The organism is Amycolatopsis sp. NPDC023774 (assembly GCF_040639695.1).
Classification (GTDB): Bacteria; Actinomycetota; Actinomycetes; order Mycobacteriales; family Pseudonocardiaceae; genus Amycolatopsis.
Window position 1 is genome coordinate 15,338 of record NZ_JBFAAJ010000016.1, and the last position, 15,974, is coordinate 31,311.

A 15,974-nucleotide genomic window follows, 5' to 3' on the forward strand; every position below is an offset into this window, starting at 1 on the left:
GCGCTCCTAATCGATTCTGGACTCGAGCAAGGCGGCCATCTCGTCCTCGTACGCCTTCCCGATGCTCTCCAGGAACTCCAGCGCCGTGGCGGCCTCCTCCTCGTCTATTTTGGACAGTGCGAACCCGACGTGGATGAGGATCCACTCACCGGGCTCGGGTGGGTCGTCGGCGAGCAGGCCGATGTTGATGGCCCGCTTCACCCCGCACACCGAGACTTTCGCGAGGTCCGGACGTTCCTCGCTGATCTCGATGATCTCGCCCGGGATGCCGAGGCACACGGCTATTTCCGGCTCATGTCGACGTAACGCTGCACGTCCGGTTTCACCTGCATGGCGATCCACGCCACCACACCGACGAGCACGATTACCAGCAGCAACCGCTTGAGCATGGTCAGACCTCCGTCTTGAGGGTGTCTTCGGGGAGCCGTGGGGTGGTGCCCCACGTCAGTTCCTTCACCGCTTGCACGGCCGCGGGCACGGCGGCCGCGACCTCCTTGCTGAGCCCGATCCCGGACTGGACCGACTTCGGCTCGCAGCCCACGATGAGCACGCGCCCCGCGTCGCCGCCGAGCAGTCGCAGCAGGCGGAACACGGCTTCGGGCTGCATGCCGTGGGCGTCGATCACGGGCGCCGCGGCCATCGCGTCGACGTCGGCCTCGATCAGCGACAACGTGCCCGGCTCGACCCCGTGCGGCGTCGCGTCGAGCAGGATCGTGGTGTCGTAGCCGCCGAGCAGGTCGTAGGCCAGGTGCAGGCCGGAGACGCCGTAGTCGGCGATCTGCACCCACTCCGGCAGCTCTTCGTGTTCGAGCTGCTTGAGCACTTCGACGCCGAAGCCGTCGTCGCCGAGGAAGATGTTGCCGATCCCCGCCACCAGCACCTGCGGTCTCATGTCGGCTCCAGCTCGTCAGGGGAGAAATAGCGGAAGCGGCCGTGGGCATTCTGCAGGTCGGCGCCCGGGTCGTCGTCGAGCGTCACGGCCACGTGCGTGGTTCCGTCCACATCGGACAGCACCGCGCGCACGGTGGCCACGCGGCCGCTGAGGAACATGTCCTGCGCGTCGGCGCCCCGCAGGTTCGGGTGCAGCCGCACGCGCGAGCCCGCGGACACGCGGACGCCGGCGACCACGACGGCGTCGGTCTCCGGGGAGACGGACGCGTCGGCTCCGGGGTCCCACCAGGGCACCTCGGGGTGCGCGGGCAGATCGGTTTCCTCGCCGGTCGCCGAACGCAGGTACCGCACTGTCCCGTGCAGCCGGTCGAGCAGCTCCTGCGGTAGGTCGTCCACGCGGTCCACCAGCGCCGCCGCCCGGGGATCCGTGGCGCGGGCCTCGCGTTTCTCCTCGTCGGTGAGCGCCATCGTGCGCAGCGTCAGGATTTCGTCGATCTCCGTGCCGTCGAAGAGCTCACCAGGGCTTTCGGGCGCGATCGACGGGTCGTCGTAGAGGATGATGGGGGACGCCAGCATCACCCCGCTTCGCGACGACCCGCCGATCAGCACCGGCCACACGCGCTCGTTGACACACGCCTCGACGGCCGGCTTCGCCCACTCGGGCGGGTCGAGCATCGAGAGGAAGTGGCCCGAGTCCACCGCCAGGATCACGTGCGCGGCGAGCAACGCCCTGTGCAGCGCCGATTCGCGGACGCCATCTGACGGCCACGTATTCGTGTTGCGCAGGTCCAGTCGCAGCCGCGTGCCGCCGAAGGGGCCGTCGAGCGCGTCGAGGCGAGCCGTGAGCGCGCCGGTCAGCTCGCCGGAGCGGCGCACGAGCGTGCAGTGCTCGCCCACGCACTCGCGCGTTTCGGCCGGTGGAACTGAGAATGGCAGTTCCACCGGCTGCGCGAGCAGCTCGGCCACGGGGATCACGAAGTTCAGCTCGTGCTCCACGGCTTCGTCCCACGCCGTGTAGTCCTTGCCGGCCACGGTCACGGAGTCGACGAACCCGTGGCCGTCGTGCACCAGGCGTTCCTGCGCCTGCAGGAACCGCAGCGTCAGGTGCACCGAGGTGTGCTTGCGCGGCTCCAGCAGGCACTCCGTGCGCGAAGTCGCGTACTCGCCGCGCTCCTCCGACGCATACGTTGGCGGCATCAGCACACCCCACTGCCAGCGCACGCGGTTCTTCCGCGCCGACGCGCGGTACGGGTAGAGCAGGTACCCCTCGTACAGCACGGCGTCGCCGATGGCGCGGGCCTGGTCGAACACGCTGGTCACGGGCCATCACCCGCGTTCGACAGCAGGTGCTCCATCGCCGCGTCCCACGTCGGGATCGCGTGGCGCGACTTGTACCGCAGCAGCGCGTCGACGGTCTCGCGGTGCAGCTTCAGCCACGCGACGTTGGGGAAGTACTGGTTCATCAGGTCGTCCCACGCGGCGATCGGCATCCGGCACTCCGCTTCGGTGTGCCACGGCACGGGCTCGACCCAGAACCCCGGGCCGCCCTTCGCGAACACCGTGCCGCTGAACAGCAGCACGAGCGGGACCACGCCGTCGACGAGCGCGTGGAAGTACTTGCCGGCAGCCACTTCCAGGTCGTACGTACAGGGCACTTCGAGCTGGAACTCCGTGGTGCGCGTGAAGCTCGGCACCATCACCGCCACGGTCGCGAACTGGAACGGCCGCAGCGTCTCGCCCCAGCGTGAAGGGTCGCCGAACAGGTTCGTGAGCAACTCCGACTCACCGCTGCTGTAGCGGCGCCGCTGCGGTTCGATCCGCAGCTGCACCCGGAGCACCAGCGCGTGGATCGGCTGGGCGGTGAGCTCGGTGATCTTCATGCTGAACGCGAGCGTCGGCGACGCCGCGTACTTCACCGGGCGCACGTCCACGCAGTCGAAGGTCAGCTCAGCCATCCGCGGCGACCTCTCCGCGGGCGCGAAGGTCGGCGAAGAAGCGGTCGATGGCTTCGTGCGCTTCGGCGCCACCGTCGAAGCCGCGCCAGTGCAGGCGGACGAGGCCGACGAGCTCGTAACACACGTCAATGGGCACGAGGAACGCCTCGAAGCCGACGTCGTGCTTGTTGATCAGCACCGCCTCCACGTCGGGGGCGACCGTGGCGAACTCGGGCTGCTCCTGCAGCAGCTCCGTCCACATGTCCAGCGGCAGCAGCGACTCGGTGGCGCCGGCGGGGCTCGGGTAGAACGCGACCGCGCGCTCCTGCACCGAGTTGTAGAACAGGAACGCCATCCGCACGGGGATCCCGGCCGTTTCCCACAGCGTGGCGCCGGCCGGGAAGTGCGCGGTGTGCCGGTAGCGCGTCGGCACGGCGCGGTGGCGCTGGCCGCCGGCGCCGGTGTGCGTGAACAGCAGGTAGCAGCCCCGGCAGGTACACATGATGGTGCGCGATTCGAGGTCGATCACGTGCCCGTGGCCCACGCCGACCGGCTCGGTGCACAGCTCGCACCGTTCGCCCGGCGCCGGCCGCTCGGCCGGCTTCAGGAACTTGCGCAGACCGCCCGTCATGCCTGCTCCAGGGGGACCGGGCACTCGATCGTCTCGAGTGGCAGCAGTGGACGTCCGCCCGGCCCGGTCGGCTCGGGCACCACCCCGGCCACCACCACGTCGGTGAGCTCCGGTGCGGCCTCGCGCACCACGCGTTCGATGGCCATTTTCGCCGTGACGGTCGAGGACGGGCAGCCGTCGCACGTGCCCTGCAGCTGCAGCCGGAGCACGCCTTCGGCGTCGATACCGATGATGTCGACGTCGCCGGAATGCGAACCCAGGTAGGGCCGCACCTCGTCGAGCGCCTCCGACACGCGGTCCAAAGCGGACTTGGGGTGCAGGCCGTGGAGCACCAGCAGCCCCCGCACGTGGACGTCGCCGGCGAGGCGCTCCAGCAGCACCTCGCCGGCGACGTCCTCTCGCAGGACGGACACGATCGTCGTCAGGCCGGCGCCGTAGAACTCGAGCAGCGTGTGGACGAGGTCCTCAGCCTTGTCCGCCACGGTGCTGCCCGCCTCCGCCGCGAGCTCACCGAGGAGCTGCTCGATGCGTTCGCCTACCTGGCCGATGTCGCGGTCCGTCATGGTTCAGAACACCTCTCCGCCGAAAGCGTGAGGCGTGTGGATGCGGTCGAGCGTCTTGCCCTTGCCGGTGTACATGTGCACGCCGCAGGGCAGGCAGGGGTCGAAGCTGCGCACCGTGCGCATGATGTCGATCCCCTTGAAGTTCTCCTGTGTGTTCTCTTCGAAGATCGGCGTGTTCTGCACCGCGTCCTCGTACGGACCCGGCGTGCCGAAGGAATCACGCACGCTGCCGTTCCACGGCGTCGGCGGGTAGGGGTGGTAGTTCGCGATCTTGCCGCCCTTGATCACCATGTGGTGCGAAAGAACCCCGCGCACCGCCTCGGTGAAGCCGCACGACACGCCTTCCTCGGGCACCTTGAACGGCTCCCACGTCTTCGTGTTGCCGCCGCGGACCTCGCCCAGCGCGCGTTCCGCGAAGTGCAGCGCGAGGCCGGCGGCGTACGCCTGGAAGTACGTGCGCGCGCGGTTGCGCTCGAGCGCGTTGCTCCACTTCGGGATCTTCCACTCGAAGCTGACCTCGGGTTTCGTGGCCGTGCGCGGGAGGTTGATCACCACGCTGTGCCCGGTGGACTTCACATAGTCGGTGTCCACCAGCCCGGCCAGCGCCGTGACCCACAGCCGCGCGATCGGGCCGCCACCGGTGTCGAGCGCGAGGTGGTCGGTGCCGTCGAACCAGCGCGGCGACATCGTCCACGAGTACTTGTCGTCGAAATCGCGCTTCTGCGGGCGCGGGATCGTGTGCTGGTTCCACGGGTGGCGTGAGTCGACGGGGTTGCCCAGCGGATCGTGCGTCACGAACTTGTCCATGCCCTCCCAGTCCTCGTAGAAGGACGAGCCGAGCAGGATCCGGATGCCGAGGTTGATGTCGAGCAGGCTCGTGGTGACCAGCTTGCCGTCGACGACCACGCCGGGTGTCACGAACATCTTTCGGCCCCACGACTCCATGTTCTCGTAGGTGAAGTCGCAGTACTCCGGGTTGTTCAGGCTGCCCCAGCAGCCGAGCAGGATGCGCCGGCGGCCGACCTCTTCGTAGCCGGGGATGGCTTCGTAGAAGAAGTCGAACAGGTCGTCGTGCATCGGCAGGCAGCGCTTCATGAACTCGACGTAGCGCATGAGCCGCGTGAGGTAGTCGGTGAACAGCTGCACCGTCGCGATCGTCCCGACTCCGCCCGGGTACAAGGTGGACGGATGGACGTGGCGGCCTTCCATGAGGCAGAACATCTCGCGTGTGGACCGGCTGACCTGCAGCGCCTCGCGGTAGAACTCGCCTTCCAGCGGGTTGAGCGAGCGCATGATGTCGCCGATGGTCCTGTACCCGTGGTCGCCGGCGTGCGGCGCCTCGGTGCGGTTGGCCAGCTCCAGCACGCCGGGGTTGGTCTCGGCCACCATCTTCTCGCAGTAGTCGACGCCGACCAGGTTCTCCTGGAAGATGTTGTGGTCGAACATGTATTCGGCGGCCTCGCCGAGGTTGATGATCCACTCACCGAGGTGCGGTGGACGCACGCCGTAGGCCATGTTCTGGGTGTAGACCGAGCACGTGGCGTGGTTGTCGCCGCAGATCCCGCAGATGCGGCTGGTGATGAAGTGCGCGTCGCGCGGATCCTTGCCTTTCATGAAGATGCTGTAGCCGCGGAACACCGAAGACGTGCTGTGGCACTCCACGACCTTCTTGGCCGCCCAGTCGATCTTCGTGTAGATCCCGAGGCTGCCCACGATGCGCGTGATCGGGTCCCAGGCCATCTCGACGAGGTCGGTTTTGCCCTTGGTGCTGATGCCCTTGTCGCTTTCCGTTCGCGTCATGTCCCCAGTCCCTTCAGCGCCACGAGGAGCGGTAGCCGGTCTCGAGCTGCTTGCCCTTGTGCCGCCACTTGGGTTCGGCGTCGGCCTTGCGTTCGGTGATCTTGCGCAGGCGCCGGATCACCGAGCCGTACGCGCCGCTCGCGAGCGAGGAGACGTGGGCGCCGGGTGGCTCGTCCATGAACGGCATGAACTTGTCCGGGAAGCCGGGCATGGTGCAGCCGATGCAGATGCCGCCGACGTTCGGGCAGCCGCCCACACCGTTGATCCAGCCGCGCTTGGGCACGTTGCACTTCACGACCGGGCCCCAGCAGCCGAGCTTCACCAGGCACTTCGGCGAGTCGTACTCTTGAGCGAACTGGCCCTGCTCGTAGTAGCCGGCTCGATCGCACCCCTCGTGGACGGTGGCGCCGAAAAGCCATTGTGGCCGGAGGTGGTCGTCGAGCGGGATCATCGGCGCGTGGCCGGCCGCCTGGTAGAGCAGGTAGGTGAGTGTCTCGGAGAAGTTGTCCGGGTGCGTCGGACAGCCGGGGATGCAGACGATCGGCAGGCCGGCGCTCGACTTCCAGTCCCAGCCCAGGTAGTCGGGCACGCCCATCGCGCCCGTCGGGTTGCCCTCCATCGCGTGGATTCCGCCGTACGCGGCGCACGTGCCGGCCGCCACCACGGCGAGTGCTTTGGGCGCCAAGCGGTCGAGCCACTCGCTGGTGGTCATCGGCTGGCCGGTTTCGGGGTTGTTGCCGAAGCCGCACCAGTAGCCCTCGGCCTTGATGGCCTCGTTGGGGATCGAGCCCTCGACGACCAGCACGAACGGTTCCAGCTCACCGCGGTCGGCCTTGTAGAACCACTCGATGAACGTGTCGGCGCCCTTGTCCGGACCGCACTCGAAGTCGATCAGCGGCCAGTGCACCTGGATCTTCGGCAGGCCGGGCAGCGCGCCGAGCACGATCTCCTCGATGCTCGGCTGCGTGGCGGCGGTCAGCGCGACCGAGTCGCCGTCGCAGGACAGACCGGCGTTGATCCACAGGAGGTGGATGGGCTTCTCTTCTTCTCGGGCATGGGTCACGGCTGTTCACCCTCGAGGTCGTCGAGCGCACCGAGGGTGAGTTCCCACAGTGCGTGGTAAAGGGTCGTCTGGGCTTCCTGGATGCGGTGCACGGAAGGCGACGGCACGACGAAGAGGTGGTCGATCGTCCTCAGCTCGGCCATCTTGCCGCCGTCGTACCCGGCGATGCCGACGGTGACGAGGCCGCGGCGTGCGGCCTCGTCGAATGCGGCCAGCAGGTTCGCCGAGTTGCCGCTGGTCGACAGGCCCACGGCGACGTCGCCGCGGCGGCCGAACGCGCCGACCTGCCGGGAGAACACGACGTCGAACCCGATGTCGTTGGACAGGGCGGTGACCACCGCGATGTCGTTGGTGAGGCCGAAGGCGGGCAGGGGCCGCGCGTCGCCGTCGGGGCTCAGGAACAGGCTGGCGAGGTCCTGCGCGTCGGTGGAGCTGCCGCCGTTGCCGAAGGCCAGCAGCCGGCCGCCCCCGGCGAACGCCTTCGCGAGGTCGCGTGCGCACGCGGCGAGGCGCCCGCCGTCGTTCTCGAGAACTTGACGGCGCAGCGTGACGATCTCGCGGGCTTTCTCCACAGTGGACTGCCGGACCTGGGTCAGGACGGCGTCGAGGTCGCTCGTACCCGAGTACAGGAACGGGTACAGCTCCTCCAGTCCACTCGCGCCCACGGAATCCCTTGCCATGGCCGCTCAACTCCCTCGGCTACTCGGGAAATTCCAGACGTGCGATGGCTTCGCCGGCGTGGACGAGGATTCGGTCGCCGACACTGGTTTCCACCAGTGCCACGCTCACTTCTTCCCTGCCCTGGCCGGTATCCACGACTGCGAACCCGAGGTCCAGGAGTTCGATGACGGTCACTTCGACCGCCGTATCTGAACAGGTGATGCACACCCCGTCGTGACAGGCGGGGGCCGGTGCTCTGTCGGCGTCACGGGCGTTCACGACGCCACCTCCGGTGTGAGGACACCGGGCTGTTCGAAGAACACGTGCACGAGTTCCCACAGGACGTGGTAGGTCGTGACGTGGACTTCCTTGACCACGCGGGGGTCGTCGGAGCGCGCTTGCAGCACGTGGTCGGCTGTGATGGTGCCGGGGCCGGTCCCGCCGGTGAGCGCGATGGTGAGCATCCCCAGCTCACCAGCGGCCTCGAGGCCGCGCCGGACGTTGGCGCAGTCGCCGTCGGACGAGATGCCGAGCGCGATGTCCTGCGGCTCGGCCAGGAACTTGATCTGGTAGGCGAAAATCTCGTCGAGCCCCTGCCGGTCCGCGACACTGGTGAGCGTCGCGACGTCGGCCGTCAGCGAAATCGCCGGCAACGCCCGTTTCCCGACGATCACGGGGTGCACGAACTCCACGGCCACGTGCTGCGCGTCGGTGCCCGCGCCCCCGTTGCCGAACACCACGAGCTTCCCGCCGCGGTGGAACCGCTTCGCCATCCCGTGGCACGCTTCCGCCACCGCACCGGCCTGTCCGGCCAGCTCTTCAGCCGGTGCGACGCGGCGCTCGAACAGCGCCGCCACCGCACCGGGAGAAGTACTCGGAGAGCCGACCATGGCGGCACTTCCCTGCGCTCGGTGGTGGGAGCAGTCCTCCCCCACAGTAGAGCTGTGAATTGGATCACACAAGAGATCGCGCAAGTGGGCAACAATTCACCCAAGTGGCGGCTGGCCTTGATCGACGCGGGGTGCGCGGAACCGGGTCCGGCCTTTTTTGGCGACGACGTGGGGATAGTTGGGATTTCGGTTGCGCGCCGAGAGGCTGTTGTGGCGCAACTGGGTTCGCAGGTCTGCGGGTGCGTGGCGGAGATTCGGTGCTGGGCTGAGCCGCGTTTTTACTTCCTTTGATCTGTCCACAGCCCACCGCGAGTTGTGGACAACTGCGGTGGGCTGGCGCCGGTTTCGCGGAATTGTCGGTGGGGGCCGATAGAATGGGACGGGGACGCCCCCTCGGAGGGCGGGGGCTGTGTCTCCCTCCTCGGCGGCGGAGCATTGCTCACACATCACCGCCCCGATCGTTTGGCTCGCGGCGTCGTCGTAGAAGTCGCGAAGGCGGCCGACGCGGGCCGGCGGCACGGTGCGCGTCGAGTGGCAGAAGCGCGGCGCGGGTCGCGTGTCGCTGATTCCGGCCGACCGGCTCGCGCAGGAGTGCAGGAGTACAGGTGTGGCGAAGACGCCTTGCCGACGCCAAATGATTCGCCGGAGTGGAAAAGTGCCGTCGTCGTGCGCGGTATCGCCCAGGTGGGCCAGGGCACCGTGTCAGTCGTGGCGGGCCGGATCACGTCCTCGACCTGCCGGCCCGGGCAACGAAGTTCCGGGACGTTCGGTAGGCCGGCGTGGCAGGGCGGACCACACCGACCCCGGTTCTGCCGCGTGGCCTGGGCGACGAGCGTTGCGGCCACTACCCGCAGGGACGAACAACCAGAGTTCGGCCGAGGATCGGCTGATCGTCCGTTTGGGGTGATGACGCGGTGACGCGATCCGCTGGACCGTGTGAGGCGGGACTGCGCCGCGGTCAGAGCCAGCGGAGGTGTCGATGAGCGTGCCGAGCCGGGGGAACGCGCTGGACCACGTGGTCGTGGTGATGTTCGAGAACCGGTCCTTCGACAATCTGCTGGGTCGCCTGTACGAGCCGGGAGAGGTTGCCTCATTCGACGGCGTGATCGGCAAAGACTTGTCGAACCGGGTGCCGGACTGGGCAGAGCACCGGCCACCGGACCGAATCCTCTCCTACGGAGTCGCGGCGGACATGAACACGCCGAGTCTCGATCCGGGTGAGGAGTTTCCGCACGTGAACACGCAGCTGTTCGGGGTTCTCGATGAGGACAACCGCTTCAAGGTGGCGGCGGGGAAGTCCTTCAACCACCCGCCGGCCGGCCGGCCGTCGACGATGGACGGGTTCGTCGCCGACTACATCAGCGTGGTGACCGACGAGCTCGGGCGCCAGCCGACGGTGCAGGAGTACTCCCGGATCATGACCGGCTACACGCCCGCGCAGATGCCGGTGCTCTCAGCCCTCGCCCGAGGTTTCGCCACGTTCGATCACTGGTTCTGCGACGTGCCGACTTGTACCTACCCCAACCGCTCCTTCTTCCACGCTGGGGCATCGTCGGGCCTGGTGGTCAACACGTCGCCGCCGGGTTCCTTTCCGCGGACCAACGACGCCGAGACGTTGTTCGACCGGCTCGACGCGGCCGGGCTGACGTGGAAGGTCTACTGCGATCCGCCCTCGATCTACTCGCTGACGGGTGTCATCCACGCCCCGCGGCTCGCCGGCCGCTTCGCCACCAACTTCTGCTCGACCCGGCAGTTTTTCCAGGACGCCGAGAAGGGGCAGCTGCCGACCTACTCGTTCGTCGAGCCTCAGATCATCGGCTGGAACCACAACGACATGCACCCGCCGTTCGGCGGCGTTGTGGCTGCGCTGGGCAAACAGCTCGGCGCCACCGACGCCGCAAGCCTGCACTTCGACCCTCCGTCCTCGTTGATCGGCGGTGAGGACCTCCTGGCCCGCATTTACAACGCGATCCGCAACTCGTCCTCGGCGAACGGCTCCAACCACCTCAACACCACGCTGCTGGTGACCTTCGACGAGCACGGCGGCAGCTACGACCACGTCCCGCCCCCGCCGGCCGTCCCGCCCGACCGCGCACGCGCGCACGGCCAGATGGGCTTCGGCTTCGACCGTGCCGGCGTGCGCGTCCCGACACTGGCGATCTCCGCGTGGATACCGCAGCGGACCGTCGTCAACGACGAGTTCCGTGCGACGTCGCTGCTGGCGACGATGCGCCGGCACTTCAACCTCGGCCGGCCGCTCAGCGCCCGCGATGCCGGCGCGCGCAGCTTCGCCGACATCTTCACCCTGACCTCGCCCAGGGCACAGGAGGACTGGCCGCACGTCACGCCCCGACCCGTCCCCGAGATGCCCGAAGCCCTCGCGCCCCTCGACGCCCCACTTGGCCTGCTCGGCACATCGCTTCTGCACGCCGTCTTGGCATTCGCCCAGGGCCTCGGCAAAACCGTCCCCGACATCAACCCCGACGAGACGATCACCGGCGCCCGCGCCATCGACATCGCCCACGAAAGCCTCGGCGACCTCTTCCCCGCCATACGGAATTGAACCGCCCTCCCGCTCGCCCACGCAGGCAACAGCCCTGCCAAAAAGCAGTCCGATCGCGACGGGCCCGTGGACTTGCCACGGTGAATGGCCGCAGACCAGTGGTTCAGAGATCGGTCCCCGGCTTCATTTGGCTCGCTGTCCGACCCGGAGGACGCTCAGATAGCGGCGTGATACTGGGTCGCCCATCCGCTTGCGGATGCGCTCGGCGATGGCGTCGAGCAGGGGCTCGCGGACGTCGCGGTCGAGCCTTCGATACAGCGACATCGAGCGAAGGAGGTCGGCGAACCCATCCGGCGTTGAACCACTGAACGGTGGGGTACCAGCGCACGGTCGTCGGGCCGAACGATTCTCCGGGTTCGTCGATCAAACCCCAGCCCTCGTTGGTGGTGCGCACGTCGTCCTCCAGCGGCGGATGACCCCAGCCAGCGTTCCCGGGACAGAACCGTTCGTGGAGATCGGCGGTCTCGGCGTAAACTTCCGGCTCTCCCGGCCTGCGGACGACGACGTTGCCGAGCAGTGCCATCCAGCCGCCGGGAGAAAGCACGTCGTACGCTCGCTGCCAGCCGATCGACGGGTCGACCCAGTGCCACGACGACGCAGCCACGAGCGCATCGAAGCGTCGGCCGCGGTCGTCCCACTCTTCGAACGTCGACGTCTCGACTTCGACGTTGCCGAAGGTGGTGATCCGCCGGCGCGCGAGTGCGGCCAGGTCAGTGCCCGGCTCGATGGCCGTCACCGAGCATCCGAGTGCTGCCAGTGAGCGCGTCGCCTGACCCGTACCGCAGCCCACCTCCACCACGGACGACCTTTTGTCCATGCCGGTGATGGCGCCAAGATCCGCGAACAGCTCGTCGGGGTACCCCGGACGGACCCGGTCATAGAGCTCCGGCACCTCGTTGAACACTCGGCCGAGGTCGGTCGAGCAGGGGGCGTCTTCGGATCACCGGTCACGAATGCACAAGCTATGCGGCTCCTTCGCGGAGACACCATTGGTTTACCGGCAGGCGCTGATGCGCTGCGCCGCCGGTAGTTCAGAGAAGCATGCGTGTTCATGCTGCAAGGGGTGCCGTAGGGACGGCCGCAGTTGCCGAGCTCGAGCGTGCGGGTCTGGAAGTGTTCCTCGAACTCGCGCCATTCTCGGCGGTTGCGGAGGAAGCGCCGTAGGTGCTGCCTTGCGGGGTGACACCGATCGTGGTGAGCAGCTGCCCGCGACCCCCCCGGCCGGCTCGCACCCGCGTGCAGACGTCGCGAAGCCGCCTTGCCTGCGCCACAAGCGCCGATCCGTCGGCCCGCTCAAGCGCGATCGTGCTCCCCCTGCGACTCTTCCGCCCGCGAAAGCCACGTATCCGCCTCATCCACCGCGCCCCGCGCCTGCAGCATCCGCGCCAAGCTCAACATCCCCTGCACATCACCCGTCTCCGCAGCCGCGCGGAAAAACCGCTCCGCCTTCGCCAGCTCGTCGCGTGCCTCCGCCAGATGCCCGAGGTTCGTCAAAGCCGGGATGCTTCCGTGTTCCGCCGCCTTGCGGTACCAGGCCGCGGCCTCGCCCTCGTCGCCGCGGTTTCGGGCCAGGACGCCGAGGTTGGTCATTGCGGCGGCGTCCCCCGCTTCGGCCGCGTCGAGGTACCAGGCCTCGGCCTCGTCGACGTCGCCGCGGCGGTGCAGGAGCAGGCCCAGGCGGACGGTGGCCTCGACGTTGCCGGAGGTCGCGCCCTGGCGGTACCAGGATTCGGCATCCTCGAGCTTGCCGAAGCGTTCGGACTGGCGGCCGAGCAGGCACGTGGCCGAGAGGTCGCCGTCGGCGAGGGCTTCGCGCCACCAGCGCGTGGCCTCGCTGTAGCGGCCGCGTTCGCGCATGACGATGCCGACGTCGATCATCGCGGACGTGTTGCCCGAGCTCGCGGCGCGGCGGCACCAGTCCTCGGCCTCGTCGTAGCGGCCGCCTTCGGCGAGCAGGTGCCCGAGCGCGCCCATCGCGTCGACGTCACCGGTCACGGCGACCTCGTGGAACCAGTACTCGGCGTCCTCGACGCGGCCACGCCGTTCGTACGCGCGCCCCAACCCCAGCATCGCGCGCGGCTCGCCGGCGTGGGCGGCCTCGTGGTACCAGCGTTCGGCCTCGTCGAGCACGCCGCGCTCGGCCAGGAGGTTCGCCAACGCGGTCATCGCGATGTGGTCGCCGCCGGCCGCGGCGCGGCGGAACCACGTCTCGGCCTCCGCCGCCTCGCCCCGTTCTCTCAGCGCCGCTCCGAGGCGTGTCATCGCGACCACGTTGCCGCCCTCCGCGGCCTTGCGCTGCAGGTAGTCGTCGACGCGCGAGTTCCACTTCCGCAGCCGCCCGCTCATCGCCCACCCTCCCTTCCGCCTACCCCCACCCCGGTAGTCGCTCGGAGCGCCGCGGACGTGACACCGTGGTCCCGGACACGGTTCGCGCGATGCTGAGAGTGTCGGCGCGATCACGGGCCTCGCGCCGGGCATACTGCCGCCTCCCGAACCCGTCGAGAGGATCGCGCGCGCATGGCCCGGACGTCTCCCACCCAGCGGATCCTGCTGGTCGTCGTGGTTCTCGTGGCGGCTGTCGCCGGGATCTGGTACGCCGGACGCCAAAGCGGCGCCGAGCCCACGGGTGCCGCGCCGGCCGACGTCACGCAGCAGCTGGCGGAGCTGAAAATCGCGCCGCGCACGTCGATGTCCGGCTACTCCCGTGACAAGTTCCCGCACTGGGACAACCAGGGGCACAACTGCAACACGCGCGAGCTTGTGCTCAAGCGCGACGGCAAGGACGTCAAGGCCGGCACCGACTGCAACCCGACGTCGGGTACCTGGTTCAGCGTCTACGACGCCGAGACCTGGACCAAACCCGGCGACGTCGACATCGACCACATGGTGCCCCTCGGCCAGGCCTGGGCCAGCGGCGCGCGCGACTGGACACAGGACAAACGCGAGCAGTTCGCCAACGACCTCACGCGCCCCCAGCTCTTCGCCGTGACGGACAACCTCAACCAGCAGAAGGGCGACAAGGCCCCCGACGAGTGGAAGCCGCCGCTGGTGTCGTTCTGGTGCACCTACGCGACGGACTGGGTGACCGTGAAGCACTTCTACGGGCTCACCATCACAACGGGGGAGAAGACGGCGCTGCAGGACATGCTGCGCCGCTGCCCGGCCGCGAGCTGACCTCGCACGCGCCGGATTTGTCGGCCTCCTGAGCTACTGTCCCCGGCATGGCGACCTTCCTCCTCATCCACGGCGGTGGCGGCAACGGCTGGGACTGGCACCTCGTCGCCGACGAGCTGCGGCGGCGCGGCCACGAAGCCGTGGCGCCGGACCTGCCGATCGGCAACCCCGACGCGAAGCTGGCGGATTTCGCGGCCACGGCCACCGCGGCAGTGGCGGGGAAACCGGACATCGTCGTGGTCGGGCACTCATACGGCGGATTCACCGCCGCTTTGGCCGCCGCGAGGCTGGAAAACGCGCGGCTGCTCGTCTTCCTCGCCGGTATGGTGCCGGCGCCCGGGGAACCACCGGGCCAGTGGTGGGGCAACGTCGGGTTCGAAAGTCCCGGCGACGAGCTCACCGCGACGGAGACGTACCTTGGCGACGTCCCACCCGAGCTGGCGGCCGAAGCGCTGAGCCGCAGCCGCGACCAGCTCAGCGCGGAGTGGGACGACCCGTGGCCCGACGCGCGGCTGCCCGACGTCCCCACGCGCGTGCTCCTCTGCCGCGACGACAAGTTCTTCTCACCCGAGCTGCAGCGGCGCGTCGCGCGCGAGCGGCTGGGCTTCGAGGCCGACGAGGTCGACGAGATCGACGGGTCCCACGGCGTTGCGTTGAGCCGTCCGGTTGAGCTGGCCGAGCGGCTCGAGCGGTATTTCGCCACACTCTGACACCGCGGCGCCGCCAAATGGTCCAGACCTATTGACGCGCTGGCTCGGCGATCCCTAACGTCGGTCTCCCGTGCACGGTTCCTCCACCCCGGTCCCCATTGGAGGTTCCGAAAGTGAAACTCAGAGCCCTCAGCGCCGCCGTGCTCGCGCTCGGCGCGCTCGTCACCGTCCCCGTCGCGACGGCCAGCGCCGCGACTTTGCCCGCGTGCCAGCACTTCTACACCGGCCCGATCCCCGACCGCCCCGTCTCCGGCGGCCACGGCCCGGGCTCCCTCGTCGGGGCGGTCAACGTGAGCAACCGCCTGCCCGCGCCCGCAGGCGTCAGCGGTGGCCTCGGCGGCGACGGCAAGGTCAGCTTCACGTTCTCCCGGGTGCCGGGCGCCAAGGCGTACCGTGCGTTCCGCAACGGCCAGGCGCTGCAGTGGATCAGCGACTGGGGCCAGCCGACGCTTCAGGTCACCGACGCGAGCCCCTGCCAGAACGCCAACTACCAGCTCTACGCCATGACGGCCGAGGACAACTCGCCCGGCTCGCTCGGCCAGATCTCCACCGCGTACCGCGTGGGCTCGTCGGGTCAGCTGGCCCCGTACGCCCTCGCCAAGGGCACCACCCTCAACTACCGCGTCACCGCCTACAACGACGTCGCCCAGACCGCCCTCGGCTACCAGGCCGGCCCGGGCTTCTGCGCCGTCGACGCCCGCAACATCCCTTGGGGCACCAGGATTTCCGTCCCGGGCTACGGCCACTGCTACGCGGCCGACATCGGCAGCTGGATCAAGGACGACATCCTGGACGTCTGGCTGCCCGGCAATCAGGCCGACGACTGGGGCGTGCAACGGCTGACGCTCACAGTGGAATAGCGTCCGGCGAGTGGAGCGGTGAAGGGCACCTTCAGGGACTTGGCTTCCCTCAAGGTGCCCTTCGCGGCCTCTGTCGACTGGAAGTTCTGAGAAGTGTTGTCACGCAAAGGAACTCTTGCGGTCGAGCTCACCCCGTGCCATGCCGGCAGCCCACCCTCCCGGGGTCCGCCCATGATCCATTCTACCGGCGTACTCCGACAAAACCCGCTGCCGAGCGGAGTTGCCCACAGCCGGC

17 protein-coding genes are annotated in these 15,974 nt (G+C 68.7%); 4 read left to right on the forward strand and 13 right to left on the reverse strand.

Going from position 1 to position 15,974, the window contains the following annotated elements:
• Positions 1 to 6: 6 nt before the first annotated feature.
• The 11 genes from hypC to AB0F91_RS28140 form a co-directional block, all read right to left on the reverse strand.
• Positions 7 to 279, reverse strand: a complete 273-nt coding sequence (gene hypC / locus AB0F91_RS28090; RefSeq protein WP_360602120.1) for a HypC/HybG/HupF family hydrogenase formation chaperone — start codon at positions 277 to 279, stop codon at positions 7 to 9.
• A gap of 112 nt (positions 280 to 391) precedes the next feature.
• Positions 392 to 892 carry a hydrogenase maturation protease gene (locus AB0F91_RS28095; RefSeq protein WP_360602122.1) on the reverse strand — a complete coding sequence of 167 codons (501 nt, stop codon included), beginning with the start codon at positions 890 to 892 and terminating at the stop codon, positions 392 to 394.
• On the reverse strand, positions 889 to 2,211 hold the full coding sequence (locus AB0F91_RS28100) for a hypothetical protein (RefSeq protein WP_360602124.1): 1,323 nt from the start codon (positions 2,209 to 2,211) through the stop codon (positions 889 to 891). Before AB0F91_RS28100 ends, AB0F91_RS28095 begins: the two co-directional genes overlap by 4 nt.
• On the reverse strand, positions 2,208 to 2,846 hold the full coding sequence (locus tag AB0F91_RS28105) for a DUF6084 family protein (protein ID WP_360602126.1): 639 nt from the start codon (positions 2,844 to 2,846) through the stop codon (positions 2,208 to 2,210). Before AB0F91_RS28105 ends, AB0F91_RS28100 begins: the two co-directional genes overlap by 4 nt.
• On the reverse strand, positions 2,839 to 3,456 hold the full coding sequence (locus AB0F91_RS28110) for a DUF5947 family protein (RefSeq protein ID WP_360602128.1): 618 nt from the start codon (positions 3,454 to 3,456) through the stop codon (positions 2,839 to 2,841). The genes AB0F91_RS28105 and AB0F91_RS28110 overlap by 8 nt, the downstream gene beginning before the upstream one ends.
• A complete protein-coding gene (locus tag AB0F91_RS28115; protein WP_360602130.1) occupies positions 3,453 to 4,019 on the reverse strand; it encodes a NifU family protein in 567 nt (188 codons plus the stop codon). Before AB0F91_RS28115 ends, AB0F91_RS28110 begins: the two co-directional genes overlap by 4 nt.
• 3 nt (positions 4,020 to 4,022) lie before the next feature.
• A complete protein-coding gene (locus AB0F91_RS28120; protein WP_360602132.1) occupies positions 4,023 to 5,819 on the reverse strand; it encodes a nickel-dependent hydrogenase large subunit in 1,797 nt (598 codons plus the stop codon).
• Positions 5,820 to 5,832: 13 nt separating this feature from the next.
• Positions 5,833 to 6,882 carry a hydrogenase expression protein HypE gene (locus AB0F91_RS28125; RefSeq protein ID WP_360602134.1) on the reverse strand — a complete coding sequence of 350 codons (1,050 nt, stop codon included), beginning with the start codon at positions 6,880 to 6,882 and terminating at the stop codon, positions 5,833 to 5,835.
• Entirely contained in the window at positions 6,879 to 7,562 is a 684-nt protein-coding gene (locus tag AB0F91_RS28130) for an SIS domain-containing protein (protein WP_360602136.1), read from the reverse strand. The genes AB0F91_RS28125 and AB0F91_RS28130 overlap by 4 nt, the downstream gene beginning before the upstream one ends.
• Before the next feature lie 19 nt (positions 7,563 to 7,581).
• Positions 7,582 to 7,770: a HypC/HybG/HupF family hydrogenase formation chaperone gene (locus AB0F91_RS28135; protein WP_360602416.1), complete on the reverse strand. Its 189-nt coding sequence runs from the start codon at positions 7,768 to 7,770 to the stop codon at positions 7,582 to 7,584.
• Positions 7,771 to 7,817: 47 nt separating this feature from the next.
• Entirely contained in the window at positions 7,818 to 8,432 is a 615-nt protein-coding gene (locus AB0F91_RS28140; RefSeq protein WP_360602138.1) for an SIS domain-containing protein, read from the reverse strand.
• Positions 8,433 to 9,411: 979 nt separating this feature from the next.
• Between AB0F91_RS28140 and AB0F91_RS28145 the strand changes: the two genes are divergently transcribed.
• Positions 9,412 to 10,995 (forward strand): alkaline phosphatase family protein, encoded by a 1,584-nt coding sequence (locus AB0F91_RS28145; RefSeq protein WP_360602140.1) that lies wholly within the window; start codon positions 9,412 to 9,414, stop codon positions 10,993 to 10,995.
• Between the two features lie 103 nt (positions 10,996 to 11,098).
• Here the strand turns inward: AB0F91_RS28145 and AB0F91_RS28150 are convergent, their stop codons facing one another.
• Together AB0F91_RS28150 and AB0F91_RS28155 are read right to left on the reverse strand one after the other, a co-directional pair.
• Positions 11,099 to 11,899, reverse strand: a complete 801-nt coding sequence (locus AB0F91_RS28150; protein WP_360602142.1) for a class I SAM-dependent methyltransferase — start codon at positions 11,897 to 11,899, stop codon at positions 11,099 to 11,101.
• 389 nt (positions 11,900 to 12,288) lie between these two features.
• On the reverse strand, positions 12,289 to 13,341 hold the full coding sequence (locus tag AB0F91_RS28155; RefSeq protein WP_360602144.1) for a tetratricopeptide repeat protein: 1,053 nt from the start codon (positions 13,339 to 13,341) through the stop codon (positions 12,289 to 12,291).
• Positions 13,342 to 13,512: 171 nt separating this feature from the next.
• Between AB0F91_RS28155 and AB0F91_RS28160 the strand changes: the two genes are divergently transcribed.
• The 3 genes from AB0F91_RS28160 (at position 13,513) to AB0F91_RS28170 (ending at position 15,739) form a co-directional block, all read left to right on the forward strand.
• The gene (locus tag AB0F91_RS28160) at positions 13,513 to 14,169 is read left to right on the forward strand and encodes an HNH endonuclease family protein (RefSeq protein ID WP_360602146.1); all 657 of its coding nucleotides are present in this window, start codon (positions 13,513 to 13,515) and stop codon (positions 14,167 to 14,169) included.
• 47 nt (positions 14,170 to 14,216) lie between these two features.
• A complete protein-coding gene (locus AB0F91_RS28165) occupies positions 14,217 to 14,879 on the forward strand; it encodes an alpha/beta hydrolase (protein ID WP_360602148.1) in 663 nt (220 codons plus the stop codon).
• Between the two features lie 113 nt (positions 14,880 to 14,992).
• Entirely contained in the window at positions 14,993 to 15,739 is a 747-nt protein-coding gene (locus tag AB0F91_RS28170) for a 3D domain-containing protein (RefSeq protein WP_360602150.1), read from the forward strand.
• The last annotated feature ends 235 nt before the right edge of the window (positions 15,740 to 15,974 follow it).

Coding starts and splice junctions, on each gene's coding strand:
- AB0F91_RS28095 (WP_360602122.1), bottom strand. CDS start 892: ATGAGACCGCAGGTGCTGGTGGCGGGGATCGGCAACATCTTCCTCGGC.
- AB0F91_RS28105 (WP_360602126.1), bottom strand. CDS start 2,846: ATGGCTGAGCTGACCTTCGACTGCGTGGACGTGCGCCCGGTGAAGTAC.
- AB0F91_RS28130 (WP_360602136.1), bottom strand. CDS start 7,562: ATGGCAAGGGATTCCGTGGGCGCGAGTGGACTGGAGGAGCTGTACCCG.
- AB0F91_RS28165 (WP_360602148.1), top strand. CDS start 14,217: ATGGCGACCTTCCTCCTCATCCACGGCGGTGGCGGCAACGGCTGGGAC.
- AB0F91_RS28115 (WP_360602130.1), bottom strand. CDS start 4,019: ATGACGGACCGCGACATCGGCCAGGTAGGCGAACGCATCGAGCAGCTC.
- AB0F91_RS28160 (WP_360602146.1), top strand. CDS start 13,513: ATGGCCCGGACGTCTCCCACCCAGCGGATCCTGCTGGTCGTCGTGGTT.
- AB0F91_RS28145 (WP_360602140.1), top strand. CDS start 9,412: ATGAGCGTGCCGAGCCGGGGGAACGCGCTGGACCACGTGGTCGTGGTG.
- AB0F91_RS28140 (WP_360602138.1), bottom strand. CDS start 8,432: ATGGTCGGCTCTCCGAGTACTTCTCCCGGTGCGGTGGCGGCGCTGTTC.
- AB0F91_RS28110 (WP_360602128.1), bottom strand. CDS start 3,456: ATGACGGGCGGTCTGCGCAAGTTCCTGAAGCCGGCCGAGCGGCCGGCG.
- AB0F91_RS28155 (WP_360602144.1), bottom strand. CDS start 13,341: ATGAGCGGGCGGCTGCGGAAGTGGAACTCGCGCGTCGACGACTACCTG.
- AB0F91_RS28120 (WP_360602132.1), bottom strand. CDS start 5,819: ATGACGCGAACGGAAAGCGACAAGGGCATCAGCACCAAGGGCAAAACC.